Annotated in this window: 16 protein-coding genes; 13 read left to right on the top strand and 3 right to left on the bottom strand. The window is 62.0% G+C overall.

All coding sequences use genetic code 11. The features are described 5' to 3' along the window. Positions 1–85 precede the first annotated feature (85 nt). Together AC3WJP_RS21685 and AC3WJP_RS21680 are read left to right on the top strand one after the other, a co-directional pair. Positions 86–757, top strand: coding sequence for a response regulator (locus tag AC3WJP_RS21685; protein ID WP_493722950.1), 672 nt, complete (start codon positions 86–88; stop codon positions 755–757). Continuing rightward, complete coding sequence (locus AC3WJP_RS21680; protein ID WP_493722951.1) at positions 750–2,129, top strand: sensor histidine kinase; 1,380 nt, start codon at positions 750–752, stop codon at positions 2,127–2,129. Before AC3WJP_RS21685 ends, AC3WJP_RS21680 begins: the two co-directional genes overlap by 8 nt. Before the next feature lie 9 nt (positions 2,130–2,138). On the opposite strand, the gene AC3WJP_RS21675 is transcribed toward AC3WJP_RS21680, so the two are convergent. Together AC3WJP_RS21675 and ygfZ are read right to left on the bottom strand one after the other, a co-directional pair. Continuing rightward, positions 2,139–2,951 (bottom strand): HDOD domain-containing protein, encoded by an 813-nt coding sequence (locus AC3WJP_RS21675; protein WP_493722952.1) that lies wholly within the window; start codon positions 2,949–2,951, stop codon positions 2,139–2,141. 74 nt (positions 2,952–3,025) lie between these two features. Beyond that, positions 3,026–4,012, bottom strand: a complete 987-nt coding sequence (gene ygfZ / locus AC3WJP_RS21670; protein ID WP_493722953.1) for a CAF17-like 4Fe-4S cluster assembly/insertion protein YgfZ — start codon at positions 4,010–4,012, stop codon at positions 3,026–3,028. A gap of 203 nt (positions 4,013–4,215) precedes the next feature. Between ygfZ and AC3WJP_RS21665 the strand changes: the two genes are divergently transcribed. Further along, entirely contained in the window at positions 4,216–4,470 is a 255-nt protein-coding gene (locus AC3WJP_RS21665; protein ID WP_493722954.1) for an FAD assembly factor SdhE, read from the top strand. Beyond that, positions 4,454–4,909 carry a protein YgfX gene (locus AC3WJP_RS21660; RefSeq protein ID WP_493722955.1) on the top strand — a complete coding sequence of 152 codons (456 nt, stop codon included), beginning with the start codon at positions 4,454–4,456 and terminating at the stop codon, positions 4,907–4,909. Before AC3WJP_RS21665 ends, AC3WJP_RS21660 begins: the two co-directional genes overlap by 17 nt. 86 nt (positions 4,910–4,995) lie before the next feature. Here the strand turns inward: AC3WJP_RS21660 and nadB are convergent, their stop codons facing one another. After that, positions 4,996–6,609 carry an L-aspartate oxidase gene (gene nadB, locus AC3WJP_RS21655; RefSeq protein WP_493722956.1) on the bottom strand — a complete coding sequence of 538 codons (1,614 nt, stop codon included), beginning with the start codon at positions 6,607–6,609 and terminating at the stop codon, positions 4,996–4,998. 467 nt (positions 6,610–7,076) lie between these two features. On the opposite strand from nadB, the gene rpoE reads away from it, so the two are divergent. The 9 genes from rpoE to era all read left to right on the top strand — a co-directional run bounded on the left by rpoE (position 7,077) and on the right by era (position 15,925). Beyond that, positions 7,077–7,658, top strand: a complete 582-nt coding sequence (gene rpoE, locus AC3WJP_RS21650; protein ID WP_040070299.1) for an RNA polymerase sigma factor RpoE/AlgU — start codon at positions 7,077–7,079, stop codon at positions 7,656–7,658. A 30-nt stretch (positions 7,659–7,688) separates the two neighbouring features. Beyond that, entirely contained in the window at positions 7,689–8,285 is a 597-nt protein-coding gene (locus AC3WJP_RS21645; RefSeq protein ID WP_493722957.1) for an RseA family anti-sigma factor, read from the top strand. Positions 8,286–8,293: 8 nt separating this feature from the next. Next, positions 8,294–9,250 carry a MucB/RseB C-terminal domain-containing protein gene (locus tag AC3WJP_RS21640; RefSeq protein ID WP_493722958.1) on the top strand — a complete coding sequence of 319 codons (957 nt, stop codon included), beginning with the start codon at positions 8,294–8,296 and terminating at the stop codon, positions 9,248–9,250. Positions 9,251–9,557: 307 nt separating this feature from the next. Beyond that, positions 9,558–10,985, top strand: coding sequence for a DegQ family serine endoprotease (locus tag AC3WJP_RS21635; RefSeq protein WP_493722959.1), 1,428 nt, complete (start codon positions 9,558–9,560; stop codon positions 10,983–10,985). Positions 10,986–11,243: 258 nt separating this feature from the next. Further along, positions 11,244–13,040: a translation elongation factor 4 gene (gene lepA, locus AC3WJP_RS21630; RefSeq protein WP_493722960.1), complete on the top strand. Its 1,797-nt coding sequence runs from the start codon at positions 11,244–11,246 to the stop codon at positions 13,038–13,040. 9 nt (positions 13,041–13,049) lie between these two features. After that, positions 13,050–13,904, top strand: a complete 855-nt coding sequence (gene lepB, locus AC3WJP_RS21625) for a signal peptidase I (protein ID WP_493722961.1) — start codon at positions 13,050–13,052, stop codon at positions 13,902–13,904. A gap of 68 nt (positions 13,905–13,972) precedes the next feature. Next, the gene (locus AC3WJP_RS21620; RefSeq protein WP_493722962.1) at positions 13,973–14,344 is read left to right on the top strand and encodes a DUF4845 domain-containing protein; all 372 of its coding nucleotides are present in this window, start codon (positions 13,973–13,975) and stop codon (positions 14,342–14,344) included. Beyond that, entirely contained in the window at positions 14,341–15,030 is a 690-nt protein-coding gene (rnc, locus tag AC3WJP_RS21615) for a ribonuclease III (protein ID WP_493722963.1), read from the top strand. The genes AC3WJP_RS21620 and rnc overlap by 4 nt, the downstream gene beginning before the upstream one ends. Continuing rightward, a complete protein-coding gene (era, locus tag AC3WJP_RS21610) occupies positions 15,023–15,925 on the top strand; it encodes a GTPase Era (protein ID WP_493722964.1) in 903 nt (300 codons plus the stop codon). The genes rnc and era overlap by 8 nt, the downstream gene beginning before the upstream one ends. The last annotated feature ends 82 nt before the right edge of the window (positions 15,926–16,007 follow it).

The raw sequence follows: 16,007 nt of genomic DNA, 5'->3' as shown, positions 1-16,007 counted from the left end.
GCCGCTCGTGGTGTTTGCGCCTTTCGGGGGCAAGTCCCCTCGCTACAGGGATAGGGTTACACTACCGAATTTCCGGAGCCCGCCCATGCGCGTCCTGCTTGTAGAAGACCATCCGCAACTCGCCGACAGCGTCGCCCAGGCGCTGAAAAGCACCGGGCTGACCGTCGATGTGCTGCACGATGGCGTGGCGGCCGACCTGGCTTTGGCCAGCGAAGAATATGCCGCGGTGGTGCTGGACGTCGGCCTGCCGCGCCTGGATGGTTTCGAGGTGCTGGCTCGCCTGCGCGGCCGCGGGCGTAACACCCCGGTGCTCATGCTCACGGCGCGCAGTGACGTCAAGGATCGCGTCCATGGCCTCAACCTGGGCGCCGATGACTACCTGGCCAAACCCTTCGAACTCACCGAGCTGGAAGCCCGGGTCAAGGCCCTGCTGCGTCGTAGCGTACTCGGTGGTGAGCGTCAGCAACGCTGCGGCGCTCTGGTCTACGACCTCGACACCCGGCGCTTTACCCTGGGCGACGAGGTGCTGACGTTGACCTCCCGCGAGCAGGCGGTGCTGGAGGCGCTGATCGCACGCCCCGGGCGGGTCATGAGCAAGGAGCAACTGGCCGCTCAGGTGTTCGGCCTGGACGAAGACGCCAGCAGCGACGCCATCGAGATCTACATCCACCGCCTGCGCAAGAAGCTCGACGGCCATCCGGTGGCCATCGTCACCTTCCGCGGCCTCGGCTATCTGCTGGAACAGCGCGATGCGTGAACCGGGCAGCCTGCGTGGCCGGCTGCTGTGGAACCTTGGCACTCTGCTGACGGTGCTGATGCTGGCCAGCGGTCTGAGCGCCTACTGGAACGGCCGGGAGGCAGCCGACACGGCCTACGATCGCACCCTGCTGGCGTCGGCGCGGACCATCGCCGCCGGGCTGTCCGAGCGCGATGGCATGCTCAGTGCCGAGGTGCCGTATCTGGCCCTCGATCCCTTCGCCTACGACAGCGCCGGGCATATCTATTACCAGGTCATCGATATCGACAAAAAGCTCATCTCCGGGTACGAAAACCTGCCCGGACCGCCGCCGGGTACCTTGCGCACCGATGACTATCCGGCCTTGGCGAGCTTTTACAACGCGCGCTATCAAGGCCAGAACGTGCGGGTAGTGAGCCTGCTCAAGGCGGTGGTCGAGCCGGGCATGAACGGCATGGCCGAAGTGCGTGTCGCCGAAACCGACGAGGCCCGCGAGGCCATGGCCCGCAGCCTGATGGCCGATACCCTGCTGCGCCTGGGCATGCTGGGCTTGGGCGCACTGGTGCTGGTGTGGTTCACCGTGAGTGCGGCGTTGCGGCCGCTGGAGCGCTTGCGAGGCGCCGTCGAGGACCGCGCGCCCGATGACTTGCGGCCATTGCCGGAGGTCGAGGTGCAGCGCGAACTGCTGCCGTTGGTGCAGGCCCTCAATCACTTTACCGAGCGCCTGCGCGGGCAGTTCGAGCGTCAGGCGCAGTTCATCGCCGATGCCGCCCATGAGTTGCGTACCCCGCTGGCGGCGCTCAAGGCACGGCTGGAGCTGGGTTTGCGTGCGCCTGAACCGCCCGTGTGGCGCGAGACTTTAAGCGCGGCGGGGCAGAGCACCGATCGCCTCACCCACCTGGCCAACCAGCTGCTGTCGCTGGCGCGGGTCGAAAATGGCGCGCGGGCGATCGCCGAAGGCGGCGCCCAGCGTCTGGACCTGACCGCGCTGGCACGGGAGCTGGGCATGGCCATGGCGCCGCTGGCCCACGCTCGCGGCGTGTCGCTGGCGCTGGAGGCGGATGAACCGGTGTGGCTGTCGGGCGAGCCGACGCTGCTCAACGAGCTGCTCAGCAATCTGGTGGACAACGCCTTGGCGCACACCCGCGCCAACGTCATTCTGCGGGTCAGTGCCCCGGGAGTGCTGGAGGTGGAAGACGACGGGCCAGGGATTCCCGTCGAAGAGCGTGAGCGGGTATTCGAGCGCTTCTATCGGCGCAATCAATACAGTGCCGGCACTGGCCTGGGCCTGGCGATCGTCGGCGAAATCTGCACGGCGCATCTGGCCCGTATCAGCCTGCATGACGGCGAGGCGGGCGGGCTCAAGGTGCGGGTCAGTTTCCCCGTGCGCTGAGGCGCCGCTTCAGGCCAGCAGTTGCCTCGCGCTGACCAGCTCGTCATGGCCGAGCGGTGGGCGATCACCGAGTTTGAGCCGATGCCAGCTGTCCAGGCTGCTGATCGAAGCACCCTCGCGGGCCGGTTGGTTGAGCAGGCTGGCGATCTGGATGACGTCGGCGTAATCCGCCGGACCGGGCTCGCGGTGCAGGCGCAGATAGCACTCGGGAACGTTGGCCAGCGGCGCGGGGAAATCCCACTTCTTGAGGATGTGTTCGCCGATCAGCGGGTGGATGCGGTCGATCACGTGGTTCAGGCAGATCGGGTCGGACAGCAGCTCGTTGTGCTCTTCGGCATAGATCAGGATCGGCAGCGCGCCGATCTGGTGAATCATCCCCGCCAGCGCTGCCTGATCGGGCTTCAGGCCGCTGTCACTGTGGCGGCAGAGCTCGTAGGCGATGCCGGCGATCTGCACGCTGCTGATCCAGATGTCACGCATCTTTTGCTCGACCACGGCGGAGCGGGCGTTGAAGATCTGTTCCATCACCAGGCCGATGGCCAGGTTGCAGCTGTAGTTGACGCCCAGCCGGGTGATTGCCGTGTGCAGCGCAGTGACTTCGCTGCTGCCGCGCAACAGGGGGCTGTTGACCACCTTGATCAAGCGCGCGGACAGGGCGATATCGCGGCCGATGACCTTGCTCAGTTCGCTGACATTGATGTCGCGGTCTTCGGCGGCTTCGCGGATCTGCAAGGCCACTTCAGGCAGCGTGGGCAGCATCAGATCGTCCCTGTCGATCGCTGCCAGCAAGTCCTTTTGAACGGTTTGCGCCAGGTTGCTCATCTCGGTACTCTAAAGTGGTTGCGGTGCTGAACCGCTGCCCTCACAGGCACCGGGGCGGTGCCTGAACAGTGGGTTCAGCGCTGGATTTCGCGGTCGCGGTCCAGCTCGTAGGGCAGGGTCAATACGCTCAGCACAGGGCCGCTGGCGTCACCGAGGTGAATCTCGCCGCCTTCGACGGCGTCGGCCTGCAGCACGGCCAGCAGTTCGATACCGCTGCAAGCCTGGGCCGCCATGACCACTTCCCCTACGGCGCTGTTGTGGCTGGGCGCGAACAACGGCGTGCCTGGCTCCGGCAGGGTGTCCGCGGTCAGGGCAACCCGGTACAGGCGACGCTTGAGCTTGCCCAGGTACTGCATGCGCGCGACGATTTCCTGCCCGGTATAGCAGCCTTTCTTGAAGCTCACACCGCCCACGGCCTGCAGGTTGAGCATTTGCGGGATGAACAGCTCGCGGGTCTGGGCCATCACCTGGCCGACGCCGGCGCGGACCTGACCCAGCAGCCAGTCGTTGAGCGGGGCTTGCGGCAGATGGTCGGCAAGTTTCGCCAGCAGGGCAGGGGCTTGCTCGGTCGGGGCCCAGAGCTCGGCACGGTCGGCAGACACGCGCACCGCGATCAGCTCGCCGGCGCGGGCGACGCTGTGGGTGTCCTCGGCCAGTTGCAGGCCCAGCTCATCGAGCACGGCCTGGCTCGGATCGCGGGCCGCATCGCGACTGTCGGCGTCGCCCAGCGGTAATTGCTGCAGGCCGAAACGTACCCAGCTGGCGCTTTCGTCGGTGAGCTTGGACTTGGAGAACACCGCGTATTTCTTCAGGTCCGCCAGTTGCGGCTCGATGAGCTCGCTGATCATCGCCAACAGGCAGCCATCGCCTTGCAGCAGGATGCGGAAGCTGGATTGCATGCGGCCTTTTTGCGTGCAGCGTGCGCCCAGGCTGGCGTGGTCCTGGTCAAGGTAGTTGAGGTTGCAGGTCAGTTGACCCTGCAGGAACTTGCTGGCATCTGAGCCACGCACGGCAACAACGCCCTCGTGGGACAGCGCGCAGAAAAAAGCGGAATCGGCCATGGGTCTTCGCAGTGGAAAGAGACTGGTGCCCATCATAGTGCGCCACCGGGCAAATGGGTAGGGACCTTGGTAGCAGCGACCTTGGACCTTGGTAGCCGTACGGAACACAGGGTCATATACCCCTGCAAACACTTTCGCCGATGGTCGCGGGTGCCCCGGCATCTTCCCCTCTGTATACTGCCCGCCTATTTGAGGAGAGCTCCATGGTCGAAGATATTGAACTCAACCGGCTCTACTGGCATAGCCGCCGCGGCATGCTCGAGCTGGATGTGCTGCTGGTACCGTTTGTCAAAGAGGTCTACCCACACCTGGGCGATGTCGACCGCGAGTGCTACCGCAAGCTGCTGGAGTGCGAGGATCAGGACATGTTCGGCTGGTTCATGGAGCGCAGCGAGTCCGAAGATCCCGAGTTGCAGCGCATGGTTCGCATGATTCTGGACCGTGTCCAGCCCAAGTGATAGGTTCGAGTGCCGCTGGCGGGCGTCGAGGCGTTTGCTGGTGGTGTGTGCAAGTGGGCATCTGCTGGCGCTGATGGCCTGTCTGCTGCTGGCGGTGCCGGGCGCGATCAAGCTGGCGCTGTTGCTGCTGTGCCTCGCCCATGGGGCCTGGGTCATGCCGCGCCAGGTGCTGCTCAGTCATCCCTTGGCGGTGCAAGGCCTGAGTCGGGACCGCAACGGCTGGCGGCTGTGGACGGCCGGTCGTGGCTGGCAACCGGTGCAGTTGCGCCACGATAGCGTGGCGTTGCCGGGGCTGGTAATCCTGCGCTATCGCCGGCCGGGGCAGTGGTTCAGCCGCAGCGTCTGCGTGTTGTCCGACGCCATGCCCGCCGACCAGCACCGTCGCTTGCGGGTGCGCCTCAAATTCAGCCGCCGACGCTGGGCGCCGGTTTCCCTGTAGCGAGGGGGCTTGCCTCCGAAAAATGGTGCCAGCGCCCTATCGGTTGCAGGCGGATCTTGTCGGGGGCAAGCCCCCCCGCTACGGGGTTACGCTGCGGTATTGGGATCCAGCACCGTATCCACTGCCACATCGAGCATCAGCGGGTAATCCAGCGTGTAGTGCAGCCCGCGGGATTCCTTGCGTTCCATGGCCGAACGAATCATCAACTCAGCCACCTGCGCCAGATTGCGCAGCTCGATAAGGTCGCGGCTGACCTTGTAGTTACTGTAGAACTCGTCGATCTCGTCCAGCAGCAGGCGCACTCGGTGCTGGGCACGCTGCAGTCGCTTGGTGGTGCGCACGATCCCGACGTAGTCCCACATGAAGCGCCGCAACTCGTCCCAGTTGTGAGCGATGATCACGTCTTCATCCGAGTCGGTGACCTGGCTGGCGTCCCAGCCCGGCAGTTGCTCGGGCATCGGCGTGCTGGGCAGCCGCTCGATGATGTCGGCCGCGGCGGAGCGGCCGTACACGAAGCATTCCAGCAGCGAGTTGCTGGCCATGCGGTTGGCGCCGTGCAGGCCGGTGAAGCTGGTTTCGCCAATGGCATACAGGCCCGGCACATCGGTGCGGCCCTGTTGGTCGACCACCACGCCGCCGCAGGTGTAGTGCGCCGCCGGCACCACCGGGATGGGCTGGCGAGTGATATCGATGCCGAAGGTCAGGCAGCGTTCGTACACCGTAGGAAAGTGCGCCTTGATGAAGGCGGCAGGCTTGTGGCTGATGTCCAGATACACGCAATCGATACCCAGGCGCTTCATCTCGTGGTCGATGGCGCGGGCGACGATGTCGCGCGGGGCCAGTTCGCCACGCGGGTCGAAGCGCGGCATGAAGCGCTCGCCGTTGGGTAGCGTGAGGATCGCGCCTTCGCCGCGCAGCGCCTCGGTCACCAGGAAGCTTTTGGCCTGCGGGTGATAAAGGCAGGTCGGATGAAACTGGTTGAACTCCAGATTGGCCACCCGACATCCGGCGCGCCAGGCCATGGCGATACCATCGCCGCAGGCACCATCCGGGTTGCTGGTATAGAGGTAGACCTTGGCCGCGCCGCCTGTGGCGACGACGGTGAAGCGGGCCCCGAAGGTGTCGACCTCGCCGCTGCGGCGATCGAGCACGTAGGCGCCCAGGCAGCGATCACCGTCGAGCCCAAGACGGCGTTCGGTAATTAGGTCGACCGCAACCCGCTGCTCCAGCAATTCGATGTTCGGCCGTTGCCGGGCCTGTTCGAGCAGCGCGGTAAAGATCGCCGCGCCCGTGGCATCGGCGGCATGAATGATACGCCGATGGCTATGGCCGCCTTCGCGGGTCAGGTGGTACTCGAAATGACCGTCGTCCGGCTCGCCGCTGTCGTCGCGGGTAAAGGGTACGCCTTGGGCGATCAGCCACTCGATGGCTTCGCGGCTGTGCTCGACGGTGAAGCGCACCGCGTCTTCGTGGCACAGGCCGCCGCCGGCATTGAGGGTGTCCTCGACGTGGGACTGCACGGTGTCGGTGTCGTCCAGCACCGCGGCGACGCCGCCCTGGGCCCAGAACGTCGAGCCGTTGTGCAGGTCACCCTTGCTCAGGACCGCCACGCGCAAATCGCCCGGCAGGTTCAGCGCTAGGCTCAAGCCCGCGGCGCCGCTGCCGATTACCAGAACATCATGTTGGAACTGCTGAGTCATTATTATGATTCCGAGACGACTGACGAAGGCGGGACAGGCCGCCAAGGATCAAGCGCTGGCCCGGTCGCGGGGCTGCCACGGCCGGTTCCGGGGCGACTGCGGTGCTGCCCGGGCAAACGTTCCCTAGTATATAGGCAGGCGTAGCGGCACAATAGCCAGCTGCATCGCACGAAAGCTTGAGAATTCAGGGGGAACTTTCTGTATGGACGTTGAATCCATAAGGGGTTACCTATAAAAGGTACAGCGTCGAATCGGCTGTGCACTTGCGCTTGCGAAGCACTTCGGGTTTCTACGACAAGATTATTGGCGCAGCCGGCCGGTCCGTGCTGCGTTTTTCGTGCAGCGCCCACAGCGACTGCAGGAAAACTTGCTTGGAGGGGAGAACTTTTGCGAAAAGCCCGAGTCTATGTTTGCAAGCCTGAACGATGCCTTTTGCGATGCTCCTTAACGTTCACTGAGGAGTGTGCATGCTAACCCAGGAAGAGGATCAGCAACTGGTCGAACGCGTACAGCGCGGGGACCGGCGAGCTTTCGATCTGTTAGTACTCAAGTACCAGCACAAGATTCTCGGTTTGATCGTGCGCTTCGTGCACGACACTCATGAGGCTCAGGACGTCGCGCAGGAAGCGTTCATCAAGGCGTACCGGGCTCTTGGAAACTTTCGCGGTGACAGTGCGTTTTATACGTGGCTGTACCGTATCGCCATCAACACGGCGAAAAACTATCTGGTGTCCCGCGGACGCCGGCCGCCAGATAGCGATGTGAGTTCAGAAGACGCAGAGTTCTACGACGGTGATCATGGTCTCAAGGACCTCGAGTCCCCGGAGCGCGCTTTGCTGCGGGATGAAATCGAGGGCACTGTCCATCGGACCATCCAGCAACTGCCAGAAGATTTGCGTACGGCACTAACTTTACGTGAATTCGACGGTCTGAGTTATGAAGACATTGCGAGCGTCATGCAGTGTCCGGTGGGTACCGTTCGCTCTCGGATATTCCGAGCTCGGGAAGCCATCGATAAAGCCCTGCAGCCGTTGTTGCAGGAATCCTGAGACAGCGGCGATAGCCAAGAGAGGAACGCCATGAGTCGTGAAGCCCTGCAGGAATCGCTGTCCGCAGTGATGGATAACGAAGCGGACGAACTGGAATTACGTCGGGTACTGAGTGCCATTGACGATGCCGAAACCCGTGCTACCTGGTCTCGTTACCAAGTCGCACGTGCAGTGATGCACAAGGATTTGCTCGATCCGAAACTGGATCTGGCCGCCGCCGTGTCCGCTGCCTTGGCTGACGAGGTCGTACCGGCCAAGTCCAAGCCGCGCGCCTGGCGTAGCCTGGGTCGCCTGGCGGTCGCCGCTTCCGTTACCGTCGCCGTGCTGGCAGGTGTACGCCTGTACAACCACGACGAAGTCACTGGCGCACAGCTTGCTCAACAGCAGCCTGTTCAGTCCGGTCCTTCGGTACCTCAAGTGCAGGGCCCGGCCGTGCTGGCTGGCTACACTGAAAGTGCTGAGCAACCGAGCACCGGGCCGATGGCCAACGGCGTTCTGCAGAACCAGGCTGGCTGGCAAGATCAGAAGCTGCCAGGTTACCTGCGTCAGCATGCTCAGGAAGCTGCCGTCAAAGGTACTGATACCGCGCTGCCGTACGCTCGCGCTGCGAGCCTGGAAAACCGTTAAGGAGCTTCATGCGCGGCTCAACCCTAGTGACGTTAATGCTCGGTGGGTGTCTGAGCGTCCCGGCCTTCGCGGCCAACGACGCTTCACAATGGCTTAATCGCCTGGCACAAGCCGAGCAGCAGCAGAGTTTTCAGGGTACCTTCGTTTACGAACGCAGCGGCAGTTTCTCCACCCACGACATCTGGCATCGCGCCCAGAGCGGCAAAGTCAGCGAGCGTTTGTTGCAGCTCGATGGCTCTGCCCAGGAAGTCGTGCGTGTGAACGGCCAGACGCAGTGCGTCAGCGGTGCCCTGGTGCCGGGTGTGAGCGTTGCCCCGGCCACGTCCCCCAGACCCCTCGATCCCTTGAAACTCATGTCCTGGTATGACCTTGCGGTCGCCGGGGAGTCGCGCGTGGCTGGTCGCAAGGCCATCATCGTGACGATGACGCCCAAGGATCAATACCGATATGGTTTCGAACTGCACCTGGACAGCGAAACCGGGTTGCTGCTCAAGTCGTTATTGCTCAATGACAAGGGCCAATTGCTCGAGCGCTTCCAGTTCACTCGTTTCGACCCGGCCACGCCCGAAGATGCCGATCTGAGCGCCAGCAAGAACTGTAACCCGGTAGCCCAGGTCGCTGCGGTCAAAGATCCGACCGGCCCGATCAATTGGCATTCCGATTGGTTGCCGCCCGGTTTCGAGCTGGCCAGTAGCGCGGTGCGCAAGGACGCGGACAGCAAGTCCACCGTCAGTAGCTTGATGTACGACGATGGCCTGGCGCGTTTCTCGGTGTTCCTCGAGCCGCTCAATGGCGCCAAGGCCCAGGATGCGCGTACTCAGTTGGGCCCGACCGCTGCCGTCTCGCGGCGTTTGAGCACGCCCAAGGGCGATGTCATGGTCACGGTAGTGGGTGAAATCCCGATCGGTACCGCCGAGCGTATCGCCCTGTCGATGCGCCCTCTGGATGCACAGGCCAAACAGTGATCGACCCTTGCCGGCGCGGTGTCTCAGCGCTCGGCGAGGCTCTCGCGCAGGCTTTGACAGAGTTTTCATGCTTGCGCTGGCAAGATGAAAGTTCAATGTCTTCGGTTGCAAAAGCATCTGAATTTTCTTATAGCTCAGCCCTGCAGGACGTCGATGGCGCGGCCGCCGTATCGGTAGCGCGATCCTCGTCCAGCGCTTGCGAGCGGCCTTGAAGGCTGTCCGTGGCGGCCGCTTTCCACAAGCGGCCAGTGCTGAACATGTTGCTAAACAACGTTGCTTAATCTCGCTCGTTGTAAACGGGAGCCGTATGTCGATACCACGTTTCAAATCCTACCTTTCCATCTGCGCCGCGGTGTTGATGCTTGGCCAGATTGCAGCCGTGCAGGCTGAGGCGTTGCCGGATTTCACCACCTTGGTCGAGCAGGCCTCGCCGGCGGTGGTGAACATCAGTACCACGCAAAAACTCGACAGCAAGACCGCCAGCGCCGACATGCCGGATCTCGACAGTCTGCCGCCGATGTTCCGTGACTTCTTCGAGCGCAACATGCCCAAGGGGCAGAAGTCGCCGCGCGGCGATCGTCAGCGCGAAGCGCAGTCTCTGGGTTCGGGCTTCATCATTTCCCCCGATGGCTATGTATTGACCAACAACCACGTGATCGCCGATGCGGATTCGATCATCGTGCGCCTGTCAGATCGCAGCGAGCTCAAGGCCAAGCTGGTGGGTACCGACCCGCGCAGCGACGTGGCACTGTTGAAGATCGACGGCAAGAATCTGCCCACGGTCAAGCTCGGTGATTCCGACAAGCTCAAGGTAGGCGAGTGGGTGCTGGCGATCGGCTCGCCGTTCGGCTTCGATCATTCGGTTACCAAGGGTATCGTCAGCGCCAAGGGCCGGACGCTGCCTAACGATGCCTATGTGCCGTTCATCCAGACCGACGTGGCGATCAACCCCGGTAACTCCGGCGGCCCGCTGTTCAACATGGCCGGTGAAGTGGTCGGCATCAACTCGCAGATCTTCACCCGCTCCGGTGGCTTCATGGGCCTGTCGTTCGCGATCCCAATCGATGTAGCTCTGGATGTGTCCAACCAGCTGAAAAAAGACGGCAAGGTCAACCGCGGCTGGCTCGGCGTGGTCATTCAAGAGGTCAACAAGGACCTCGCTGAATCCTTCGGTCTGGACAAGCCTGCCGGTGCGCTGGTCGCGCAGATCATGCCCGACGGCCCAGCGGCCAAGGCCGGTCTGCAAGTCGGCGACGTGATCCTGAGCATGAATGGCCAGCCGATCGACATGTCGGCTGACTTGCCGCACCTGGTCGGTGGCCTCAAGGCCGGCGCCAAGGCGAGCCTCGATGTGGTTCGCGAGGGCAAGCACCGCACCGTGGATGTGACCGTGGGCGCGATGCCGACTGACGATCCGGACATGAACGGCGGCGCTCAGGGCTCTGCGGATACCGACAGCAATCGTCTGGGTCTGACGGTCGGCGACCTCACCGCCGATCAGAAAAAACAGCTCGAACTGCAGAACGGCGTGCTGGTCAAGGACGTGCAGGACGGTCCCGGCGCGATGATCGGCCTGCAGCCAGGTGATGTCATTACTCACCTGAACAACCAGCCGTTGACCTCGGCCAAGCAGTTCAGCGAGATCGCCAAGGCGCTGCCGAAGAATCGTTCGGTGTCGATGCGCGTATTGCGTGACGGCCGAGCGAGCTTCATCACCTTCAAGCTGGCCGAATGATCGGCTAATAGCTGGCAACACAAAAAAGGGCGGCCCGCGGGTCGCCCTTTTTTATTCCCGCTAACCCTGTAGCGAGGGGGCTTGCCCCCGAAAAGCGCCAAACCTGCTGCCAACGCGGGTTCCCGTTCGGATCGGGGGCAAGCCCCCTCGCTACAGAGGCCTCGCAGATCGCTGCGCACACGCTCGTGTAAATCAGGTACAATTCCCGGCTATTTTTCGTTGGGCGTCCGGCCCGCAGCCTTATTCGAGTGTTGACCCGTGAGTGATTTGAGTCATATCCGCAATTTCTCCATCATCGCCCACATTGACCATGGCAAGTCGACACTCGCCGATCGGTTCATTCAGATGTGCGGTGGTCTTGCCGACCGTGAAATGGAAGCCCAGGTACTGGACTCCATGGACCTGGAGCGTGAGCGCGGTATCACCATCAAGGCCCACAGTGTCACGCTGTATTACAAGGCCCAGGATGGCAAGACCTACCAGCTGAACTTCATCGATACCCCCGGCCACGTCGACTTCACCTACGAGGTCAGTCGCTCGCTGGCTGCGTGCGAAGGCGCGCTGCTGGTGGTCGATGCCGGCCAGGGTGTCGAGGCGCAGTCGGTAGCCAACTGCTACACCGCCATCGAGCAGGGTCTGGAAGTCATGCCGGTCCTCAACAAGATGGACCTGCCCCAGGCCGATCCGGATCGCGTCAAGGATGAGATCGAAAAGATCATCGGCATCGACGCCACCGACGCCGTGGCCTGCAGCGCCAAGAGCGGCATGGGCGTGCTCGAAGTGCTCGAACGCCTGGTACACACCATTCCTGCGCCGACCGGCGATATTGAAGCGCCATTACAGGCGCTGATCATCGACTCCTGGTTCGACAACTATCTGGGCGTGGTGTCGCTGGTGCGCGTGCGCCAGGGCCGGGTCAAGAAGGGCGACAAGATTCTGGTCAAGTCCACCGGCAAGGTGCATCTGGTCGATAGCGTCGGAGTATTCACGCCCAAGCACACCGCCACCGCCGACCTCAAGGCGGGCGAAGTGGGCTTCATCATCGGCAGCATCAAGGACATCCACGGTGCCCCGGTCGGCGATACCCTGACCCTGAGCAGCACCCCGGATGTCGCCGTGCTGCCGGGCTTCAAGCGCATTCAGCCGCAGGTCTACGCCGGCCTGTTCCCGGTCAGCTCGGATGACTTCGAAGACTTCCGCGATGCCCTGCAAAAGCTCACGCTCAACGACTCGTCGCTGCAGTACTCGCCTGAAAGCTCCGACGCTCTGGGCTTCGGCTTCCGCTGCGGTTTCCTCGGCATGCTGCACATGGAAATCATCCAGGAGCGCCTGGAGCGCGAGTACGACCTGGACCTGATCACCACCGCGCCGAGCGTTATTTTCGAAGTCGTGCTCAAGACCGGTGAAACCATTTACGTGGATAACCCGTCGAAGCTGCCGGATATTTCATCTGTCGAAGACTTCCGCGAGCCTATCGTCTCTGCGACTATTCTTGTGCCTCAGGAACACCTGGGCAACGTCATTACCCTGTGCATTGAAAAGCGCGGCGTTCAGCGTGACATGCAATTCCTCGGCAGCCAGGTGCAAGTGCGTTATGACCTGCCGATGAACGAAGTGGTGCTGGACTTCTTCGATCGGTTGAAATCCACCAGTCGTGGTTATGCTTCGCTCGACTATCACTTCGATCGCTACCAGTCGGCCAATCTGGTCAAGCTGGACGTATTGATCAACGGTGACAAGGTCGATGCGTTGGCGTTGATCGTGCACAGGGATAACGCGCACTACAAAGGTCGCGCGTTGACGGAGAAGATGAAAGAGCTGATTCCGCGGCAGATGTTCGACGTTGCAATTCAGGCCGCGATTGGCGGCCAGATCGTGGCGCGGACAACCGTCAAGGCACTCAGAAAGAACGTACTGGCCAAATGTTACGGCGGCGACGTCAGCCGTAAGCGCAAACTGCTCGAGAAGCAGAAGGCCGGTAAGAAACGCATGAAACAGGTGGGCAACGTGGAAATTCCACAAGAAGCCTTCCTCGCCGTGCTCAGGTTGGAATAGTCAGGTCCTATGTCTCTAAATTTCCCGCTGTTGTTGGTCATTGCTGTAGCAGTTTGCGGTGTGCTGGGGTTGCTCGATCTGATCTTCCTGGCGCCGCGTCGGCGTTCGGCGATTGCCAATTATCAGGCCAGTGTCACCGAGCCTGATATCGCGGTGGTCGAGCAACTCGACAAAGAACCGATGCTGATCGAATACGGCAAGTCGTTCTTTCCGGTGTTGTTCATCGTCCTGGTGCTGCGTTCGTTTCTGGTCGAGCCCTTCCAGATCCCGTCGGGCTCGATGATCCCGACCCTGCAGGTAGGCGATTTCATTCTCGTCAACAAGTTCTCCTACGGCATTCGCCTGCCGGTGATCGACGAGAAGGTCATCCCGATCGGCGATCCGCAGCGTGGTGACGTGATGGTCTTCCGCTACCCCAGCGACCCTGATGTCAACTACATCAAACGCGTCGTAGGTGTGCCGGGCGACAAGATCCGCTATACCAAAGAGAAGCAGCTGTACATCAACGATCAGTTGGTGTCCGAGCAGTTGGTCGGCGACGAGCCAGGTTCGATGGGAACTGCGCAGTTGTACCGCGAGCAGTTGGGCGAGGCGGAACATTTGATCCGTCAACAAATGACCCGCTACAACATGCCGCCGGAAAGCCAGTGGACAGTCCCGCAAGGGCACTACTTCATGATGGGCGACAACCGCGACAACTCCAACGATAGCCGTTACTGGGATGACCCCAACATTCCCAAGGACGAACTGGGCATGGTCCCCGACAAGAATATCGTCGGCAAGGCATTTGCCGTGTGGATGAGCTGGCCAGAGCCTAAACTTGGCCATTGGCCGAGCCTCTCTCGAGTCGGCCTGATCAAGTGACCGAGCGCGGCGCTGTCCTGGACAGCGCCGAATGCTTTTTACGGGATGACCCTTGACGAGTTTTTGCCATGACAGCCGTTCGTTCGCAGCAAGGTCTATCGTTCGCCGGTTGGTTGTTGACCCTGGCGATTGTCGCGTTTGTGGTCAGCGTCGCGCTCAAGGTCGTGCCGCACTACACCGATTACTGGTCGGTGAAAAAGAGTATCGAGACGGCCATGGCCGACAAATCGATACTCGACAGTGAAGAATTATTTGCCCGTGTCCGCAAGGACATGAGCATCAACAGCATCCGGGATGTGGATTTGGACAAGGCATTAACCGTGCGTGAGTCGGCAGAGGGCTTCAAGGGCCACCTGCAGTATGAACAGCGTGATCCACTGATCGGTAATCTCGATATCGTGGTGAAGTTCAACCACGAATTCAACGTGGGTAAACCGTGAGCGTTTCATTGAGTCGTCTCGAGCGTCAGCTCGGCTACACCTTCAAAGACCAGGACTTGATGGTTCTGGCCCTGACGCACCGCAGCTTTGCGGGGCGCAACAACGAACGCCTGGAGTTCCTGGGCGATGCCATTCTCAACTTCGTCGCCGGCGAAGCCCTCTTCGAACGTTTCCCGCAGGCCCGTGAAGGCCAGTTGTCGCGCCTGCGCGCGCGCCTGGTCAAGGGCGAGACTCTGGCTTTGCTGGCCCGTGGCTTTGGCCTGGGCGAATACCTGCGCCTGGGCTCGGGTGAGCTCAAGAGCGGTGGCTTTCGCCGCGAGTCGATCCTGGCCGATGCCCTCGAGGCGTTGATCGGTGCCATCTATCTGGATGCCGGCATGGATGCGGCGCGCGAACGCGTGCTGGCCTGGCTGACCGGCGAGTTCGAAGGCCTGACGTTGGTCGACACCAACAAGGACCCGAAAACCCGCCTGCAGGAATTCCTGCAGTCCCGTGGTTGCGAATTGCCGCGCTACGAGGTGGTGGACATTCAGGGCGACCCCCACTGCCGCGTGTTCTTCGTCGAATGCGAAGTGCTGTTGTTGAATGAAAAGAGTCGTGGGCAGGGCGTCAGCCGGCGCATCGCCGAGCAGGTGGCAGCCGCCGCCGCATTGATCGCCCTGGGCGTGGAGAATGGCAATGACTGATACAACTTCCAGCCGCTGTGGCTATGTGGCCATCGTCGGCCGCCCCAACGTGGGCAAATCCACGTTGCTCAACCATATTCTCGGTCAGAAGCTGGCGATCACCTCGCGCAAGCCGCAGACCACTCGCCACAACATGCTGGGCATCAAGACCGAGGGCGCCATCCAGGCGATCTACGTCGATACCCCCGGCATGCACAAGGCCAACGAGAAAGCCCTCAATCGCTACATGAACAAGACCGCCTCGGCCGCCCTCAAGGACGTCGACGTGGTGATCTTCGTGGTCGATCGCACCCGCTGGACCGAAGAGGACCAGATGGTGCTCGAGCGCGTGCAGTACGTGCAGGGCCCGGTCATCGTGGCGCTGAACAAGACTGACCGTATCGAGGACAAGGCCGAGCTGATGCCGCACCTGACCTGGCTGCAGGAACAGCTGCCGAACGCGCAGATCGTGCCGATTTCCGCGCAGCAGGGTCACAACCTCGAAGCGCTCGAAGGGCTGATCGCGCAATATCTGCCGGAGAACGAGCACTTCTTCCCGGAAGACCAGATCACTGACCGCAGCAGCCGCTTCCTGGCCGCTGAACTGGTGCGCGAGAAGATCATGCGCCAGCTCGGTGCCGAGTTGCCGTACCAGATCACGGTCGAGATCGAAGAGTTCAAGCAGCAAGGCAAGACTCTGCATATCCATGCCCTGATTCTGGTTGAGCGTGATGGCCAGAAGAAGATCATCATCGGCGACAAGGGCGAGCGTATCAAACGCATCGGCACCGAAGCGCGCCGTGACATGGAGCTGCTGTTCGACTCCAAGGTCATGCTCAACCTGTGGGTGAAGGTCAAGGGCGGCTGGTCCGACGACGAGCGTGCCTTGCGCTCGCTGGGTTATAACGACCAGTAGCACTGTAGCGAGGGGGCTTGCCCCCGATTGTGTTGTATCAGCTGTATCAATGTAACGGCTACTATCGGGGGCAAGCCCCCTC

It is taken from the genome of Pseudomonas sp. GW821-FHT01A09 (assembly GCF_058986725.1).
Note: the sequence above shows the minus strand (reverse complement) of the source record. Positions and strands in the feature narration are given on the sequence as shown.